The sequence below is a fragment of the Deltaproteobacteria bacterium genome (assembly GCA_013151915.1).
Taxonomy (GTDB): domain Bacteria; phylum BMS3Abin14; class BMS3Abin14; order BMS3Abin14; family BMS3Abin14; genus BMS3ABIN14.
Window position 1 is genome coordinate 12,240 of record JAADHJ010000036.1, and the last position, 18,783, is coordinate 31,022.

Annotated in this window: 17 protein-coding genes, 1 tRNA gene and 1 other RNA gene; 2 read left to right on the forward strand and 17 right to left on the reverse strand. The window is 54.3% G+C overall.

The genetic code is table 11. The features are described from left to right. Positions 1-72: 72 nt before the first annotated feature. Both GXP52_07350 and GXP52_07355 read right to left on the reverse strand, forming a co-directional pair. Entirely contained in the window at positions 73-924 is an 852-nt protein-coding gene (locus GXP52_07350; protein NOY87098.1) for a phosphatase PAP2 family protein, read from the reverse strand. Then, on the reverse strand, positions 921-1,583 hold the full coding sequence (locus tag GXP52_07355) for a DUF502 domain-containing protein (GenBank protein ID NOY87099.1): 663 nt from the start codon (positions 1,581-1,583) through the stop codon (positions 921-923). The genes GXP52_07350 and GXP52_07355 overlap by 4 nt, the downstream gene beginning before the upstream one ends. Positions 1,584-1,852: 269 nt before the next feature. Here GXP52_07355 and GXP52_07360 point away from each other — a divergent pair, with 269 nt between their 5' ends. Continuing rightward, the gene (locus GXP52_07360; protein ID NOY87100.1) at positions 1,853-2,143 is read left to right on the forward strand and encodes a co-chaperone GroES; all 291 of its coding nucleotides are present in this window, start codon (positions 1,853-1,855) and stop codon (positions 2,141-2,143) included. A gap of 37 nt (positions 2,144-2,180) precedes the next feature. Continuing rightward, positions 2,181-3,818 carry a chaperonin GroEL gene (gene groL, locus GXP52_07365; GenBank protein ID NOY87101.1) on the forward strand — a complete coding sequence of 546 codons (1,638 nt, stop codon included), beginning with the start codon at positions 2,181-2,183 and terminating at the stop codon, positions 3,816-3,818. A gap of 76 nt (positions 3,819-3,894) precedes the next feature. Here groL and xseA read toward each other — a convergent pair whose 3' ends face one another. The 15 genes from xseA to accB all read right to left on the reverse strand — a co-directional run bounded on the left by xseA (position 3,895) and on the right by accB (position 18,774). After that, a complete protein-coding gene (xseA, locus tag GXP52_07370) occupies positions 3,895-5,097 on the reverse strand; it encodes an exodeoxyribonuclease VII large subunit (protein ID NOY87102.1) in 1,203 nt (400 codons plus the stop codon). A 10-nt stretch (positions 5,098-5,107) separates the two neighbouring features. Then, positions 5,108-5,923, reverse strand: coding sequence for a TIGR00282 family metallophosphoesterase (locus tag GXP52_07375; GenBank protein ID NOY87103.1), 816 nt, complete (start codon positions 5,921-5,923; stop codon positions 5,108-5,110). 30 nt (positions 5,924-5,953) lie between these two features. After that, positions 5,954-7,516, reverse strand: coding sequence for a ribonuclease Y (rny, locus tag GXP52_07380; protein ID NOY87104.1), 1,563 nt, complete (start codon positions 7,514-7,516; stop codon positions 5,954-5,956). Then, complete coding sequence (locus tag GXP52_07385) at positions 7,513-8,139, reverse strand: 5-formyltetrahydrofolate cyclo-ligase (protein ID NOY87105.1); 627 nt, start codon at positions 8,137-8,139, stop codon at positions 7,513-7,515. Before GXP52_07385 ends, rny begins: the two co-directional genes overlap by 4 nt. 287 nt (positions 8,140-8,426) lie before the next feature. Then, positions 8,427-8,610: non-coding RNA, 6S RNA (gene ssrS, locus GXP52_07390), on the reverse strand. Between the two features lie 95 nt (positions 8,611-8,705). Continuing rightward, positions 8,706-8,972: a cell division protein ZapA gene (locus GXP52_07395; GenBank protein NOY87106.1), complete on the reverse strand. Its 267-nt coding sequence runs from the start codon at positions 8,970-8,972 to the stop codon at positions 8,706-8,708. A gap of 39 nt (positions 8,973-9,011) precedes the next feature. Beyond that, positions 9,012-9,221 (reverse strand): hypothetical protein, encoded by a 210-nt coding sequence (locus tag GXP52_07400; protein ID NOY87107.1) that lies wholly within the window; start codon positions 9,219-9,221, stop codon positions 9,012-9,014. A gap of 261 nt (positions 9,222-9,482) precedes the next feature. Continuing rightward, positions 9,483-10,106, reverse strand: a complete 624-nt coding sequence (locus GXP52_07405) for an SPOR domain-containing protein (protein NOY87108.1) — start codon at positions 10,104-10,106, stop codon at positions 9,483-9,485. An 8-nt stretch (positions 10,107-10,114) separates the two neighbouring features. Beyond that, positions 10,115-11,791 (reverse strand): arginine--tRNA ligase, encoded by a 1,677-nt coding sequence (locus tag GXP52_07410; GenBank protein ID NOY87109.1) that lies wholly within the window; start codon positions 11,789-11,791, stop codon positions 10,115-10,117. Between the two features lie 274 nt (positions 11,792-12,065). Further along, complete coding sequence (locus GXP52_07415; GenBank protein ID NOY87110.1) at positions 12,066-12,806, reverse strand: hypothetical protein; 741 nt, start codon at positions 12,804-12,806, stop codon at positions 12,066-12,068. A gap of 73 nt (positions 12,807-12,879) precedes the next feature. Further along, a tRNA-Gly gene (locus tag GXP52_07420) sits at positions 12,880-12,955 on the reverse strand. Positions 12,956-13,022: 67 nt separating this feature from the next. Beyond that, positions 13,023-14,063 (reverse strand): AAA family ATPase, encoded by a 1,041-nt coding sequence (locus tag GXP52_07425; protein ID NOY87111.1) that lies wholly within the window; start codon positions 14,061-14,063, stop codon positions 13,023-13,025. Between the two features lie 26 nt (positions 14,064-14,089). Next, the gene (locus tag GXP52_07430) at positions 14,090-16,801 is read right to left on the reverse strand and encodes a tetratricopeptide repeat protein (protein NOY87112.1); all 2,712 of its coding nucleotides are present in this window, start codon (positions 16,799-16,801) and stop codon (positions 14,090-14,092) included. A gap of 153 nt (positions 16,802-16,954) precedes the next feature. Next, positions 16,955-18,301, reverse strand: a complete 1,347-nt coding sequence (gene accC / locus GXP52_07435) for an acetyl-CoA carboxylase biotin carboxylase subunit (protein ID NOY87113.1) — start codon at positions 18,299-18,301, stop codon at positions 16,955-16,957. A 2-nt stretch (positions 18,302-18,303) separates the two neighbouring features. Beyond that, positions 18,304-18,774 (reverse strand): acetyl-CoA carboxylase biotin carboxyl carrier protein, encoded by a 471-nt coding sequence (gene accB, locus GXP52_07440; protein ID NOY87114.1) that lies wholly within the window; start codon positions 18,772-18,774, stop codon positions 18,304-18,306. Positions 18,775-18,783: the final 9 nt, after the last annotated feature.

Below are 18,783 nucleotides of genomic sequence, written 5' to 3' on the forward strand. Positions count from 1 at the left end.
GTCGTTCCCGTTACGGATCGAGAAGGATCGGATGGAAAGGACAAGATGTCCTGTTCCCGGACTGTGAAATCGCTAAAACCTGTAAACGACTTTTACCCCTATGGCATGAGACGCGCCTGCAACAAACATCGGGGCAAAACTCACCGATCCATTATCGTCAGGTGAGGACAGATAGGCGACTGTTCTTCCGATAGCGGTACCCAATATTGCCCCAAGGAACACGTCTGAAGGCCATGCGTCCTCGAAGTAGACCTGGGCGAGCCCCACGCCCGTTGCCACTGCGTAGTACATTATCGAAGAAAAGGTCCCCTGGCCATAAGCAAGCACGCTGACGGTGGAAAAGGTCAGCGCAGTATCCATATTCGGCATGGATCCGAAGCCGGAAAAGGGTTTGAAATTCTGGGGGTCGTCAGCCGATCCGGGGCCGTTTCTCCCAAGTACAAACTCGGCAGCCCCTCCAAAAAGGGCTGTCAAGGCAGCGGCCTCCAGGCTCATGAGGGCGCCCGACTTGATATTCATATCCTCCATAAGGTACCCGACCAAATAAGCGCCTGCGGTAATCTGAACGATATAATTCCCGAGGTCATTAAAGGCATCGTAATAATCACTCTGGAAATTATCCCCCCTGCCGGAGATGTCGCCCAGCACCTCCCCGTCGTTGTCCAGAAGAAAAAAGGAGGTTAGAAGGGTCATCCCAAGGGCGGCAGTCCCTTTGGGGGTAAGGCGAAATGGTGAGGAAGCAACGTAATGAAGGTCATTATCCAGTTTCTCCATTATGAGTTCGAAAGCCGGATTGAGACGGTTCGGTCCCACGGCCGGTTTGATGATCCTCAAGGTACGCCCGGAAGGTTCGCCTCCATCCGCCCGCGACACCAACGGGGATACCAACATGGCGGCCAGGAAAAGAACAATAAAGGATCTCATTGAAGCGGCTCTTCAGCTGAACGGACGGGGCCGGGGCATTGATTCGCCTCGGTGGGTAGAATAACGCCGGCTGAAACCACCATTCGAAAGGCATCCTCAACGCTCCAGCTCAGAGGGATTGTTTCCGTCTCCGGAACAATGTACAGAAACCCTGACGTCGGGTTTGGAGTGGTGGGGATGAAAACGGTCAAGGAGGGGCCGGGGACTTTCCGATCCACCTCTCCTTTCGATTCACCCGTCACAAAGCCGACGCTGTACAGGCCTTTTCTCGGATATTCAATGAGGACAACGCGCCGGAAGCTGTCTCCTTCCTTCGCGAAAACGGCCTCGAGGATCTGTTTGGATGAAAAGTAGAACCACCGGACAATGGGGATCTTTTCCAGAAGCTTCTCCCCTGTGGCGAGAAACTTCCTCCCGATCACATTGGCGACAAACGCCCCAAGGACAAACACGAGCAGAAATGATATCAACATTCCCAAACCGGGAATGTTGAATCCGATCAGGGTCTCAGGGCGATAGGCGCGGGGAATCAAAGCCAGCGCCTTATCGGTAATTCTGAAAAGGGTAATGAGGACCCATCCGGTCAAAAACACCGGGATGAGAACCAGGAACCCGGTCAGAATATATTTCCGGATCAGAGTCTTTAGCAGGGCAATCAAGGAACTCCCCCTTATTATTGAGAATTATTCAGCCATTCTATCGGAATAACCGAAATTTAATCAAGGCCTGATAATTCAGGATTTTTAATCCACCCCCTTGATTTTTAAAAACAGCTGGTTATATTCCCACCGAGCCGGCACTCAAAGGAGAGTGCAAATCCAACGGATGAGAACCGGTGAGCGGGACATCCTGTCTCGGCTAACAGCGCGAAGGAGAAGGAAGGATTCACAGCGACCTTTATTTTGAATTGTAAGGAGGAGAACGCAAGATGAAAATCAGACCATTGCAGGACCGAATTCTTGTCAAAAGACTCGAGGAGACACTCAAGACCAAGGGTGGCATCATCATCCCTGACACGGCCAAGGAAAAACCCATGGAGGGAAAGGTCGTCGCCATCGGTAAGGGGAAAGTCCTGGAGGACGGCAGTCAGCGTACCCTGGACGTGAAGGTAGGAGAGAAGATCCTCTTCGGAAAGTACGCCGGAACCGATGTCAAGATCGACGAGGAGGATTACCTCATTATGCGTGAGGATGACATCCTTGGAGTGATTGAGAAATAACAACACCAATATTCAGTTTAAAGGGAGGTTCAGTCTGATGGCGAAATTAATTTCATTTGATGAGGACACCAGGAAACAGCTCCTCAATGGTGTCAATGCCTTGGCCGACACGGTCAGGGTGACGCTAGGCCCCAAGGGGAGAAATGTTATTATCGAGAAGTCCTTCGGTTCCCCGACGGTAACCAAGGACGGCGTGACCGTGGCCAAGGAGATTGAGGTTGAGGACAAGTTTGAGAATCTGGGCGTTCAGATGGTCAAGGAGGTGGCAAGCAAAACGTCGGACATCGCCGGTGACGGAACTACGACAGCTACCATTCTGGCACAGGCCATGTTCCGTGATGGCGTAAAGAACGTCACGGCCGGCGCCAACCCCATGGACGTCAAAAGGGGTATGGACGCAGCCGTAATATCCATAGTAGGTGAACTCCAAAAGATGAGCAAGCCCACCAAGGAGCAGAAGGAAGTCTCCCAGGTGGGCACCATCTCCGCCAATAATGACCCATCTATCGGCGATATCATCGCCGAGGCGATGAGCAAAGTCGGCAAGGAGGGCGTCATCACTGTGGAGGAAGCAAAAGGGATGGAGACCTCCCTGGAGGTCGTGGACGGAATGCAGTTTGACCGAGGTTATCTGTCGCCGTATTTTGTCACCGATTCCGAGCGGATGGTCGTCGATCTCGAAGATCCCTATATTCTTATTTTCGACAAGAAAATCAGCGCCATGAAAGACCTCATCCCCGTCCTCGAGCAGGTTGCCCGTGCGGGTAAGCCTCTCATGATTATCGCCGAGGATCTCGAGGGGGAGGCTCTCGCGACCCTGGTGGTAAACAAGATTCGCGGAACCCTCATTGCTGCGGCCGTCAAGGCGCCCGGCTTTGGCGACAGGCGAAAGGCCATGCTGGAGGACATCGCCATCCTTACCGGAGGCCGTTTAATCTCAGAGGATATCGGGATCAAACTCGATGCAGTAACACTTGAGGACCTCGGTCAGGCCAAGCGGATCAACATCAACAAGGACAACACCACCATCATAGACGGCGGCGGCGCCAAGAAAGACATCGAAGGCCGTGTCGGCCAGATCCGGACGCAGATCGAGGAGACCACCTCGGACTACGACCGCGAGAAGCTCCAGGAGAGGCTGGCCAAACTGGTCGGCGGCGTGGCCGTCATCAAGGTCGGTGCCGCCACCGAAACCGAAATGAAGGAAAAGAAGGCAAGGGTTGAAGACGCCCTCAACGCCACCAGGGCCGCGGTCGAGGAAGGTATTGTTCCTGGAGGTGGGGTTGCATATCTCCGTGCCATGAAGGTTCTGGACAAACTCGATGTTGCCAACGAGGACCAGAGGGTAGGCGTCTCCATCATCCGGAAGGCGCTTGAAGAGCCCCTCAGGCAGATCGTAGCCAATGCCGGTCTTGAGCCATCCATCATCCTGAATGAGGTCGTTAAGAACAAAAAGGCAAGCTTCGGTTTTGATGCGGCAATCGAGGAGTATGTCGACATGCTGGAGGTCGGGATAATCGATCCGACCAAGGTCACCCGGTCCGCCCTCCAGAACGCGGCTTCCATAGCGGGACTACTTCTAACCACCGAAGCCAGCGTTGTTGAAAAACCCGAGGAAAAAGACGCCATGCCCGGTGGCGGCATGCCTCCCGCGGGTGTACCTGGAATGTATTAACAACCATCCTTTTGAGGTAAACCCCCCGGGGCTGTGCCCCGGGGGGTTTTTTTCGAGATATCCCGGACCCTGGATCCTAGATCCCAGACCCTGATTTTTTCACTACCCGTACCAGGACCCGGCCCTTCGAAAGATCAACGGTCAGCATTTCACCCTCTTTAACCTCATGGGGGGCGATCACCACGCTTCCATCGTCTTTCCTCACAACGGCGTATCCCCTGTCAAGAACCGATCTGGGCCCCAGAGAATCAAGCTTCCCCTCAAGACTCTGCAAACGGGACCGGTGCCTTTCAAACCGGGAGTGGATGGGAACAGTCAGGCGGTAAGTAAGGTCATCGATCCTCATTCTTCCCTGTTCAAGGATATGGCGCGGGTGTACGAGCTTCGCATCAGCCCCCGACAGTCTCCCTTTCGCCCCTTTCAGTATCAGATGCATCCGGGCACCGAGCCTGTAACCCAGATTTGACAGCGTTGCGTCGACTTCTTCCCTGCTTTTAGCCACCATCTCGGCCGCTGCCGAAGGGGTCGGCGCCCGGAAATCCGCGCCAAGGTCCGTCAGTGCCGTATCTATCTCATGCCCCACGGCGGAGATAACCGGAACAGGGCATGACGCCACCGCCCTGACGACCCTCTCGTCCGAAAATGCCAGAAGATCCTCGAAGGAACCGCCGCCTCGCCCTATTATGATGACGTCGACCTCCGGCAAGCCGGTTATGGCCTCCAGGGCAGCCACGATGGACGCCGGAGCCTGCGCTCCCTGAACCAGTGCCGGCGACAGGATAACGTTGACGAAGGCGCCCCTCTCGTAAAACACCCTCAGGATATCCCTGACGGCCGCTCCGGTGGGGGATGTAACCACACCGATGACCTTGGGGTAGGACGGCAGAGGCCGTTTTCTGTCCACGGAGAACAGCCCTTCACTTTCCAGTCGCTTTCGGAGTTGGTCCATGGCTTCACGAAGCGCCCCCAACCCACGTGGTTCGATTTCCATAGCAATGAGCTGGTAGACGCCCCTGCTCTCATACACGCCAAGTGTCCCGAAAACCAGAACCTGCATACCATCTCCTGGAATAAAAGGCAGACGGGATGCTTCTCTTCGAAACATCACGACCCTCAGCTGTGAATGTTTGTCCTTGAGATTAAGATAGAGATGGCCGTTTGGAGATGGACGGAAATCGGCAATTTCCCCCTCAACCCACAGGGGGGGGAAGGCGGCTTCAAGGGTTCCCTTAACGAGCCTGGTCAGCTCGGTTACTGTCAGGGTTCCTGGTCTGCCCACGGTAATTTCATCAAGGGGATACCGACCGGTCAAGTGATTTGGCGACCCGCTGGATGTCCAGGGCACGGCCCGTTTCCGGGTCCAGTGTAATTATGGCCCCATTGAGGGTGGGAATCCCTTTTGCCAGGTTAAAACGTGAGGGCATCTGGGTCATAAAACGATATCTTGCAGCTTCATAGTCGATCCCAATGACCGATCCCTCCTCGTTTCCCGTCATACCGACATCGGTGATGTAGGCAGTCCCGCCCGGAAGGACCCGATCATCAGCCGTGGGGACATGTGTGTGCGTTCCGAACAGCGCACTTACCCGTCCGTCCAGATAGATGGAGAGAGCCCTTTTTTCAGAGGTGGCCTCTGCGTGGAAATCCACCAGGGTACAGGTTACCCCTCCGGCCTCCTTCTCCAGAAACTCATCGGCCCTCCTGAAAGGGCAATCGAGGGCACCCATGAAAACACGGCCGGAGAGGTTTAATACGGCGATTTCAACTCCGCCGGGTGTCCCGGCGACACACCATCCCTTCCCCGGAGCTCCAGGGGGATAGTTGGCCGGACGAAGAACATACTCTGCCCCTTCGAGGAGGTCCAAAGCCTCTTTCTTATCCCAGACATGGTTGCCCGTGGTCATGACATCCACGCCGGCATCGAACAGTTCGGTGATGGAATCATAGGTGATGCCAAAACCTCCGGCGACATTTTCGGCGTTGGCCACGGTGAGATCAATCCGGTAGGTATCGATGAGACCGTCCAGGAGCTCACGTACCGCCATCCGCCCGGGCTTTCCCACCACATCCCCGACAACCAGAATCTTCACCTCGGAATTGATCATGTCGTTAACCGCAGCCCCTGAATCTTCCAATTACTTTGCGTAATCCACCGCACGGGTCTCCCGAATCACCGTCACCTTGATCTGTCCTGGATAGGCAAGTTCCTCCTCAATGCGATCGGCTACATCCCTGGCCAGGATGGAGGACTGATCGTCATCAATCTGGCTTGATTCCACCAGAATCCGGACCTCGCGCCCCGCCTGAATAGCGTAGCTCTTCTCCACACCTTTGAACGATCCTGCTATGTTCTCCAGATCTTCCAGCCTCTTGATGTAGGTTTCCAACATCTCCCTTCTGGCTCCCGGCCGCGCCGCGGAGAGCGCGTCGGCCGCCTGGACCAGGATGGCCTCAATTGACCCCGCCTTCACCTCATCATGATGAGCGGCGATGGCGTTAATAACTTTACGGGATTCCCCGTATTTCTTGCAAAGTTCGGCACCGATAAGTGCGTGGGAACCTTCAACTTCATGGTCTACAGCCTTGCCTACATCGTGCAGAAATCCAACCCTCTTGGCGTCCTTTTCGTTCAACCCCAGTTCACTGGCCATAATGCCGCATAGGAAAGCTACCTCCAGGGAATGGTTAAGCACATTCTGGGCATAGCTGGTCCTGTATTTGAGTTTGCCAACGAGCCGGATGAGCTCAGGATTAATCCCATGAACGCCAATGTCGAATGCGGCTCTTTCCCCCTCCTCCTTGATGGCGGTCTCAATCTCTGCAGAAACCTTCTTGACGACCTCCTCGATTCTGGCCGGATGGATCCGACCATCCGAGATCAATCTCTCAAGAGCGATCCTGGCGATCTCTCTCCTGATGGGATCAAAAACAGAGAGAACAACCGCTTCGGGCGTGTCATCCACGATCAGATCCACGCCAGTGGCGTTTTCGAAGGATCGAATGTTCCTTCCCTCACGTCCGATAATCCGCCCCTTCATGTCATCATTGGGAAGGCTGACCACACTGACGGCCCTTTCAGCGATGTAATCCCCTGCATAGCGCTGAACCGCAAGGCTGATGATCTCTCTGGCCTTTTTATCGGCAGTCTCCTTGGCCTCGGCCTCGATGAGCTTGATGCCTTTCGCTGATTCGAAACGCGCCTCCTCGATCATCATGCTTTTGAGTTCCTCTTTGGCTTTCTCGGCCGTCATTCCGGAAATGGCCTCCAGTCGGGAACACTGTTCCTCAAGCAACCTCGTGTACTCTTTTTCCTTTTCGGACAGCGCCCGTTGTTGTCCTGCAACCGATTTTTCCTTGTTCCCGATATCCTGTTCCTTCTTATCCAGGCTCTCAAATTTCCTGTCCAGGTTTTCCTCGCGCTGCATGAGCCTCTTTTCAATTCGCTGCAGTTCAATCTTTTCCTCTTTTGTCTCCTCCTCGAAACGCGCTTTGGACTGAAACAGAAACTCCTTGGCCTCGATCTCCGCCTCCTTGCGCAGGCTGTCGGCCTGCCGTTTCGCATCCTCGATTATTGCAGCAGCGCGGTTCTTTTTTCCTCTGCCGGTCAGAACCTGGACCAGGATGGCGACAACGTAGCCGAATGTTATCCCAACTGCTAACAGAACTGCGGTAGTGACTAAGCTGTAGTCTGCGTTCATCTGTTCTGTACCTCCTGTATTTTATGAAAACCCCGCCGGCTTTCCACCCGGCAGGGAGTAATGACGTGGTTTACGGGTATATCGTGAACCCCGGTGGGAAGGCTTTCGATCAACTGGAAGTCATGGGCAAGTCCAAGCAAGGTTGACGATGGAGAAGCGAGAGCCAGGAGACGGTCGAAATATCCCCCCCCCATCCCCAATCGGTTGCCTGACAGGTCGAACGCGAGCCCTGGGACGAAAAAAACATCCACCCGCTCAACAGGAATAATGCGGTCCATAAGGATTCGAGGCTGTGGAACAATCCGATTTTCAGTCAACAGGTCATCGATCCCGTTGATCTGAATTATCCTCAGGCCGGAACCCGCCTTCCACCCTTCCCAGTCCGGCACCGCGACTTTTTTACCTTCCTCAATCAGGGAACATATTATTTCATCAGTTCTAATCTCGCCCCCAACCGAAACGTATGCGCAGAGGAAACCGGCCGACCTGACATCATCCCGAAGAAGGACCGACTCGGCCACGGCCTGGCTTCCCTTCCTTAATTTTGAGGGATTGAGCCCCTGCCGGATTTTCTTCATCCGCTCACGGATCTTCTGTTTTGTTTCGATCAGGTATTTTGACAAGACAACCTCACCTGCGCTGCGGATATCGATCCACCTGCCATGCCGGTGAGGTCCGGTTGGGAACCAGTTCAAACTTGAAGGAGGTAAATCACCTCTATTGCGCACCAGGGGGAAGAGACCCCCCGGACAATGCCGCCCTAAAAACCATCCGGCCCAAAAATTTAAAACAAAACACTGTTCAGGGCCGACAGGACCCAGCAAAACAAACCATCTAATGTGGTTGTATTCCTCAAGTATTATTTTGAACTGGACTCAACGGGCCTCCTAAGCCGGTCCAGATATTTGTTAGAACCCCCACCCGACGCAGTGGTCAAGTTCAGCAATTGAACCTGCTCGACCAAGTGGGCCCCCCGCGGGACACTTCAGGCTTTTCGCTCAAGGCGAACTTGCTCACCATGCCCTCGGCAGGAGTCCCTTACTCCGTGTGTTGGCTCAAAAGTAAACAGGTCTCCACTTGCAGGGCAGGGGCTACTGATAATCTAGCAAAATAGGGGACGTCCATCAAGGACAATCGAGAGGACGTTTTTTACGTCCCAGGTGGCCGGTGAGGCTTTTTGGCATCCTGCTCAGGATACTTCCTGGATCTTCCGGGCCAACTGCCGCATCCTGACCTTAAGGTCGTCCGTCTCCTCAATCATGCCGAACAGCTCATCTGCGATGTTCAGTGAAACCAGGATGGCAATACGGGAGGTGGATACGGTTTCAGTGACCTCCGAGATCTCCCGCATTTTTCTATCCACATACTCGGCAACTTTCCGGACGTATTCCGGATCCTTGTCACCTCTGACGGTGTAGACCTTCCCGAAAATCTCGACGTCAACTCGCCCAGACACCTTATGAACTCCTGTCAGATGAATCCGGTAATGGACAGATCACAACGATTTCAGCCTCTGAAGGGCCCTTCTGATAAGCTGAACGGCCTCCTCGTTCATTTCCCCGGTTGGAGGATTCACGGCGATACCCGCGGCACCCGGCAGGCCTCTTTCCCCGGATACGCGACGCTCACCTTTGGTACGCTTCAGCAGAAGGTCGACAGCTTCCTCAAGCTCCCTGAACGTTTTTGTCAGCTCCCCGCCGGCCATAGAAAAAATCCGTTCCCCTTGTTAGATCTCGGTTACCCATGTTCTCCGACATTTATCCGGCACACAGAATGACAACCCCGTAAAAAATTCCTTCAAGGCATTTTACAAGGCGGTCACGCCAGTGGTTCGACAGGCTCACCATCGCACATCCCGCTTGATGGACTCACAAGAGGCCATCAAGGTATGAAGATAATAAAATATAGAAACTTCAATAAGTTCTGTCAAGGAAACTAAAGTAAACCTTTAAACCAGCTCCGGGACTTAAGTCCCGGGTTTCACCAGAAACCCCTTGATGGCCATTTTTCCCCTCAATGTGGCCAGTGCTTTTCGAGCGTCCTTGATTGATCCGTATGGACCAAGTCTGACACGGTACCACACCCCACGCGGCCCCAGATCAGCCCTCACCACGGCACCACGGTACCCCGAATCGATCAGTCCCTTAAGAAATTCCCCGGCCGCCCTCCGGTCCTTATAGGAGCCCACCTGGATTACCGTCCCGCCGGTGTGCTGTTCGGGATTCTCAACCGGAGAGGACACCCGGACAGTCTTGGGGGCAGGCTTATTTCCACTACCCGGTTCGGGGATTTTTCTTTCATTGGCTTCCTTCTTTGTCAGGGCTGAGTAGAAGGTAATGGTGGTTGCATTTTCCGCCTTCGAATGGCTATCGCCCGTTTTCAGACCGCCTTCGCTCTTCCCGGCCTCATGATCATTTCCCAGGGCGGCAGTATCATGGGGGCCTTTTTGGGTGGATTTGACACCTAATATATACCCCGTCAGTAGGGCTGCGCTGACAAGAAGGACAATAAACGCCACGGCAGCGCTGAACTGCTTCGGTGAAAGACGCACTAACTCACGAGGCTGCGCGGATTTTTTTCCTCTTGCCACAATTGCCCTCACATCCTCTCGGGTGCGGATACCCCGAGGATGTAAAGGGCCTTGGCTATGGCGGTCCGGACCCCGACCACGAGTGCAAGCCTGGCGGCGGTCAGATCCGGATCCTCGGTCAGCACCCGGTGGTGGTTGTAGTAACTGTGCAGGGTTGCAGCGATGGCGTTCAGATATATGGTCAACCTGTGGGGCTCCATGGCCAGGGCGGCCCCCTCGATCACGTCAGGAAGCGCCGCGACATGCCGCAGGAGTTCCCTCTCTTCAGGCAACAACAGTAGTGAAAGATCGGCGCCGGCAAACGACGACTCCACAATACCATTATCACAGGCGTTACGGAGGATGCTGCATATCCTCGCATGGGCATACTGTACATAAAAAACCGGATTATCGTTGCTCCGTTCCTTGGCCAGTTCCAGATCGAAATCCAGCTTGCTGTCGGACTTCCTGGTGAGGAAGATGAACCGGGCCGCATCACGACCAACCTCCTCCCGGACCCCGCGGAGGGTGACGAATTCCCCGGCCCGGGTGGACATGGCGACGGGCTTACCCTTTCTTAGCAGGTTCACAAGCTGAACGAGGAGGATCTGAATATCATCACCGCTCCTCCCCAGGGCCTGGACACCCGCCTTCATCCTGGCCACATAACCATGGTGATCAGCGCCCCAGATATTGATGACCCTGTCGAAACCACGGTTGAACTTATTTCGGTGGTAGGCCACGTCCGACGCAAAATAGGTCAGGGAGCCGTCCGCCTTGATTACCACACGATCCTTGTCATCACCCATATCAGTGGACCTGAACCAGAGAGCGCCCTCATGACGATAGAGATAACCCTTATTCTCCAGAAATTTCAGGGTCTGTCTCACCTCGCCCCCGTCAAAAAGCCCCTTCTCTGAAAACCACACCTCAAACCGGACACCGAACTCTTCCAGATCCTCTCTGATATCCTCCAGGATCCTCTCTGCAGCGTAACGGGCGATCTCATCAATGGCCTTTTCCGAATCCATCTGCCGGTATTTTTCTCCCACGGAACTCAGCAGAATCCGGGCAAATTCCTTTATGTAATCACCCAGGTAGCCTCCCTCAGGGAAATTCCCGGGTTCTCCTGACAGCTCGAGATATCTTGCGTAGACCGAACGGCCCAGGGTCCTGATCTGATTGCCGGCATCATTGATATAGTATTCCCTTTGGACTTCAAACCCGGATGACTCAAGCAGATTGGCAAGTGCATCGCCGAGGACCGCGCCACGCCCATGGCCCACATGAAGCGGGCCGGTCGGATTCGCGCTGACAAACTCCACCATGACCTTTTTCCCATTACCGACGGTCCCTTCGGCAAACCCCATGCCCTCCTTAAGGACCGCCCGAAGAGCTTCAGCCCAGTAGGACGCGGTCATGGTAAAGTTGATGAACCCCGGTCCGGCGACTTCCACCTTTTCCAGGTTTTTTCCACCGTCTGCCTCAAAGATTTTTCCGGCCAGATCCGCTGCCAGATCTCTTGGATCGACATTGATACGCGAGGATAAAACCATCGCGGCATTGGTAGAGTAATCCCCAAATCTCCTCTCCCGAGTCAACTCGATTACCGTCGGTGGGAGGGCTGTTCCAGGGGGCAACTTCCCTTCAGCGCAGTCTCTAAGTACACTGGTGATGATCTCCGTCAACGATTCTCTCACCTGCATACCTCCAGTACTTTCACAATAGTAGGGTCGAAAAAGTCCATCCGTGGCTTTTTTATCCATGGAGAGCGAAAAGTGTCATTTTCACTTTCCTCACAAATCAACAACTTGCCCTGCAAGTCATTGATTTGGGCGCCCATCAGTGGGCGCATTGATGGCTTTTTGCGAAGTCATCCTTATATAGTCCCGTAAAAAGTCCATCAATGGCTTTTTACTCTACGGAAAGCGAAAAGTGTCATTTTCACTTTCCTCACAAATCAACAACTTGCCCTGCAAGTCATTGATTTGAGCGCCCATCAGTGGGCGCATTGATGACTTTTTGCGAAGTCATCAAAATCTCCTTGGGGTGGCCCTGCAGGAGGCGATTCATCCCGCCGGACCCCACTATGCGCTCCGCCTCTCGCATCCCCTTTTCCAGAAAACCGACCTGGCGAACTCTATGGATATCGGTCGCCAAGGCCCAGTAGCGTCCTTCCTCAAGATACCTTATCCCGCGCCGGCGAATCTTTTTGCCGTACATTCCGCCCAAGCTCCCGAGGTTGCCGATGAACCTGATCCCGAGGGCTTCGATGGCTTTCATAATGTCCACCTCATCAAGCAGGTCGTCGTTCCTTTCAGGATGTACGATGAGCACCTGAATCCCCGAGACCTGCACCGGTGCGAGCATCTCCACCAGGTTTGGCTGAACACGGTAAAACCCCGGATCCACCAGGATATAACCGGCCTTACCCGGACGATCCGCTATGCGTTCTTCAATACCCTCATCAAGATCGTATTCCATCCCGGGATGGATTTGAACGGAGACCCCACATTTCCGAGCGGAGGCATTCAGACGCCCGGCACCATCCTCCACTACGCCGGAGTCCAGACCTCTCCAGCTATAGAGCTGGTGGTGGGGGGTGGCAAACAGGTGAGTGAATCCCAGCTCCACAAGGGCCTTGACGATGGCCATGGAACCGTCCATTTCGTCCGGACCGTCATCCAGTCCAGGAAGGATATGGGAATGAAGATCGATCATTATGGTCAGGATTTAGTTTATCCCTAAAAAGCCCAGCCGCATCCAAAGACGCGCCTGGGCTAAGAATTATCTTTGGAGCGGGCAACGGGATTCGAACCCGCGACTTCCAGCTTGGGAAGCTGACACTCTACCAGCTGAGTTATGCCCGCCGAGGAAAACGATAGTAATTCAAGACACGGGCTTTGTAAAGAGGAGGCCGGACAATTTCCAGATCTACTAGCCCCCCTCAAATGTCTCTTTGAAGAACTCATCGAACCTGGCCTCAATATCGTCTTCATCAGGGTCCTCCCCAGCGGGGCCGGGAGATATTTCCACCCCATTATATGCCGGATTCTCTTCCGTTGGATTGTGAGGAAGCCCCCCGGCAAGGGACACCGCGGCATCCCCGGTGCCCCGGTCGGACGATAGGTCAACGGATGGCATGGCCGGTTCCAAAACAACCTGTGGAGCGAACCCGAGGTCAAGGGCCATCTCATCCACGATGGCGGCATCCACGGTTCTTCGCCTCATCAGAAATCCCTGAAAAAGTGCATTGTCGCAAAGAATGTTGATCTTTCTTGGAAAACCTCCCGAACAGCTATATATCCTGGCCAGGGCGCTATCCGTAAAAACCTCTTCTCTGTTTCCGGCGATGGCCAATCTGTGGATGATATAGGCTTTCGTCGTCTCCTCTGACAAGGTCGACAGGCGGATCTTCATGGCCACCCTCTGGAGGAGAGGCGGATCCAAAGCAAGATTCTGTTCCAGTTCGGGAAGCCCGAAGAAGATGAAGGTAATCAGCTTGTGGGCGGTTACCTCCAGATTCAGCAATCCACGAAACTCTTCCATCAATTGTCTGGAATTGAACATCTGGGCTTCATCGATCAGAACCACGGCTTTCTTGCCCATCTGGTGCAGATGAAGAAGACGGCGGTAGAGCTGGCCTATGATCTGGATCTTATCCCTTCCGGGCTGTTCAACTCCGAGCTGACCGGCGATTTTACGGAGCAGCCATTCCGGTGATATCTCAGCATGGAGGATAATAAGCAGCGCAGACTCGTATGCCTCATCGGGAAGGCTGTCGAGAACCTTCCTTGCCAGGGTGGTTTTGCCTGTGCCGATATCCCCCACTACAGCCGCCAGCCCCTTCATGGTCTCGGCAACGTACATGATCCGGGTCAGGGCACGGGCGTGTTGGGCGCTGTTGTAGTAGAAACGTTCGTTGGGGGCGTTGCCGAAGGGTTCTGTCTGAAGCCGAAAAAAATCCAGGTAACTCACAGGCGATCTCCCCGCTCTAGGGCGTTCTAAAGGTAGGAAACACGATCTTTTTTGGCCTTGGTAGAAGTCTGCCCATCGCCATCAGGGAGTCCACCTTCGATTTCCTCCTGAGCCATATCCTCAACCTCTCTGATAAGATCGCTCAGAAGGTCGTCGAGACCTCCCTCCGGCGGGGCATCCTCCACGGTTTTTACATCCAAATCACCATCGCACAATTCTCCAACCCGTTCTATGGCTTTGTCGATATCCTCGAAATCCGGGTCCAGGTTCTGAACCTTTTTATAGGCCTCAAGAGCCGGCGCCCACCTCTGCTGCCGTTCCCGGATCTGGCCCATCTGGAAGGTAAGCCCCGGTACATTCTCCTCAGCCGATGATTCGAGGGCTTTACTGATGGTCTTGGCCGCCGAATCGTAGTCCTGTTTCTCCACAAAACACATAGCGATAAGGCTCATGCTGTCTGGTAGCAGCTTTCTGTCGCCGGTGGCGGTTTCAAATTCCCTGATAGCGTCATCAAACAGACCCATGTCCTTATAGGCAATACCCAGATTATAGTGGGTTTCATACTCCTCTGCGCCCAGAGTTTCGGCAATTCCCCTCTTGAACTCAGCAAAAATCTCTTCAAAGGTAATGGGCCTATCATGTTCACTGGAGGCAGAAGCAGGTCCGTCAAATTCATCGGCGAGCTCGGCCCTCAACTCCTCGGCCAGATCCAGAAATCCGCCCGCCTCCGGGACAGAATCCTCTACGGTGAGTTTCCCTCTTATCTTCCTTATCTCCCCTGGATGTGGGCTTACATTCGGATGGGGTTCCAACGCAGCCGGCTCCTGATGTGATCCCGGATATTCGGCTGCAGGGGCAGCAGGAGGTTGATCCAAAGCGCCTTCCTGTCCCTCAAGATTTGAAAGGGCATGGATAGCGCCTTGATGGTCCGGGGACCTCTCCAGAATCGCGGTGTAAACCCTTGCGGCATCCTCCTCCAAACCCTGGGAGATGTAGAAATCCGCCTCCTCCATGTCATCGGCAAACGGGTCCTCTGTAACTTGGACGCCGGGCTCGGCAGAGATATCCAAAGGCTCCGGGGGGGCCTCTTCAATGGGAACCTCCGGGAGCAGGCCGGCCATTGCCTCCAATCCCTCGATTTCAGGCAAAGTCCCGGCAATCGTCCTGTATACACTGATGGCCTTGTCTACCTCGCCCCGGTCCATCAGGGCCTTAATGAGGTTCTTACCTGTGGCAGGCACCCTTTCCGGGGCCGCCTCAATCTGAACATCCAGTGACTTTTCCAGGACATCTATCCTTCCCGGAAATTTCGTCCCAAGATCGTCGAGAATCTCGAGAGCCTTGTCGTGAAGGCCGTATCGAAGATAGACATCCGCCTCGATGAAGGAATCTTCCGGCACAAGGTCTTCGGATTCGGCCGCTGAAGTTGTTAAATCGGGATCCTCCATGACGATCTCGGGCAGTCCCTCCTCAACCTCCCTCCCCGAGTCCTTCAGCCCGTCCAGAGACATGGGCTCAGCCTCGAACTCCGAGCCCTCATCAGGGGAGATTGCGGGAGACACCTCATCGGCAAGGTCCAGGGACTGAATGATATCCTGAAGGTCAGTCTCCTCCTCCAGGTTCCCCAGATTTTCCAAGGCTGTCCTGGCCTCATCCATCTGGGGATCGATATCAAGGATCTGCCTGTAGGCGTCCGCGGCGGCTCGGGGATCTTTCCTCTCCTCAAGGGAATGTCCCAGGTCGAGCAGGGCTTTGATCTGGGAATCCGTGTCCCCTCTGGCACCAGAGATATCCGCAAGACCCCTGGCGGCGATGGTCTGCGCGGGATCAATTTCGATTATCTGCCTGAAAAAAACCTCGGCCTGCTTCAGTTCCCCGTTCCTGAGGTGGGTCTGGGCGACAAAGAGATACTCCCCCATCACCTGCTCCAACTGGCCCATTTCTCTGAACAGCGCCAGTGACTGGGAGATCCTTTCCTCGCCCTCCTTTTCCTCACCCAGTTGAAAGTTTATCCGGCCCAGAAGAAGCATCATCCGCGGGTCGTCAGACCTGATCTCGAGGATGGACTCGATCTCTTTTTTGGCCTTCTGATAATGTCCACTCTCCAGGTAGTGCGAACAAAGCTCTTCCCGCACACCGATGTTATCGGGGTCGAGGGTGACTATCTTCTCAAATAATTCCGAGGCCCGATCGTGAAATCCTCGACGGCTCAGGGTGGTAGCGGCGACGGCAAAGGCCTTCGCGGCTTCCTTTCCATCCCCTGATCTGGCCAGTATCTCCCCCAGACGAACCTGGAACCCGAGGTTTTCAGAATCCATATCCACCATGACTCTGAGTACTTCGATCTGCCTGGGAACGTCGTCCTTCTTCTGATATAGCTCGAAGATATTCTGCAGCTGAGCCAGCGCTTCGGCTTCCAGCCCCTGTTTTTTATAGAGTTCGGCCAACCTCTCATAGGCGGAAAGACGCTCAGGATCAATGCGTACGACGGTTCGGTAGACCGCGATAGCCTTTGGTATGAAATCCTCCTCGACGTGGATCTCCGCGACCTTCTCGTATTGCTCTACCGCCGCGGTTTTTCTGCCGGTTTTGGCGAGGAGGTCCGCAAGCCGAAGGGCGATCCTCTGGTTTTGGGGCTCGATGTTCGCCAGTTGCTGGAAAACCTTTACCGCCTTGTCCAGGTTACCTTTGGAAAGGTGTTTCTGTGCCTGCTGAAGCAGCTTTGCCTTGTTAGCCATTTTTCCCAACCATGAGTAAATTCATTTAGGATGCACGCTCCGCATACATCCTACTTGATGGACCTTCTGCGAGTCCACCAATTAACTCCCAAAACGGTTTGGCAATTTAACACAAATCGCTACAGGTAATAAAGTACAAGATACCAAATGGCATCAGGAAAACATCTTCTCAAGGAAGTCCGTCCCATAGTCGCCCCGGCAAAACTTCGTCTCGTTGAGTATCCTCTGATGAAAGGGAATTGTCGTCTTTACCCCTTCTATGACGAATTCCTCGAGCGCCCTGCGCATCCTTGCCAGAGCCTCGTCCCTGTCCCTTCCATGGGCAATGAGCTTGGCGATCATGGAATCGTAGTATGGGGGAATGTAGTAGGATTCATACGCCGCTGAATCGACACGGATTCCCGGCCCGCCTGGAGCGTAATAGAAACGGATCGTGCCGGGATTCGGCCGAAAATCATCAGGATCCTCTGCATTGATCCGGCATTCAATGGCATGCCCCTGGAACCTGACATCCTTCTGCTCCCAGGCCAGGGGAAACCCGGCGCTAATGCGGATCTGCTCCTTGACGAGGTCAAGGCCGGTGACACATTCCGTAACCGGATGTTCCACCTGAATGCGGGTATTCATCTCCATAAAGTAGAAGTTCATTTCCTTGTCAACGAGGAATTCAACCGTACCGGCGTTGACGTATCCGGCCTCCTTCGTAAGGGCAATGGCTGCTTTTCCCATCCTCTTTCTAAGATCCTCATCCAGCATGGGCGATGGGCATTCCTCGATCAGCTTCTGATAGCGCCTCTGGATACTGCAATCCCTCTCACCAAGGTGGATGACGTTTCCATGGGTATCGGCAAGAATCTGGAATTCGATATGCCGTGGCGATTCAATAAAACGCTCCACGTATACCTCGGGATTGTTGAATGACGCACTGGCTTCGGACTGTGCCATAGAAAAGGAGGCGCGGAATGAGGCCTCGGAATGGACAACCCTGATTCCACGTCCTCCCCCACCGGCGGCCGCCTTGATAATCACCGGGAACCCCAGTTTTCTCGCACCTTCCAGGGCAACCTCAGGATCATCAAGCCCGTCAACCCCACCGTCCGGAATCGGCAGGTTTGCCCGGACCGCCAGGCTCCTTGCCATGATCTTGTTCCCCATGGTTCTGATGTGGGTGGATTCAGGGCCGATAAAGGTAATGCCGCTGGCCTCACATACCTCAGCAAACTCGGGATTTTCAGCCAGGAATCCGTAGCCGGGATGGATGGCCGCGGCATCCGACACCTCCGCCGCACTGATGATGGCCGGAATATTCAGATAGCTTTGCAGGCTGTTGGCCGGCCCGATACAGATACTCTCATCGGCGAATCGCGTATGCAACGCGTCCCTGTCTGCATCGGAGAAAACAGCTACGGTCTTGATACCAAGTTCTCTGCAGGCCCTGATCACCCTTAGGGCAATCTCACCCCGGTTTGCAATCAGTATCTTCGAGAAAAGTCGGGGCATAATCAGGCCAGATCGATTATGAAGAGGGGCTCACCGTATTCGACAGGCTGTGCATTCTCCACCAGGATCGCGGATATCTTGCCGTTGACCTCACACTCGATCTCGTTCATGATCTTCATTGCCTCGACAATGCAGAGTATCGTTCCCTTGTTGGCAACCTGTCCAACCTCGACGTAGGAAGGCCTATCAGGTGATGGCGCCCTGTAGAAGGTTCCCACTATCGGCGAGGTAACCAGGAACTGGTTTTCCCCAACGGTAAGGGATTCCGATGGTTCGGGGGGAACGGGGGGGGGTAGGGAACCCGAAACGGGTTCGGAAGAGGGGGGCGCCTGGTAAAGCGGCGCCATGACCCTGCCGGTCTCAGTCCCCCCCTTACGGATCCTGACCTTGCTGTCTCCCCTTTGCAGGGTAAAATCCTGGATTCCGAACTTCTCGATTAATTTCAGGATCTCCCTGATCTCTTTCAATTCCATGGGATTACC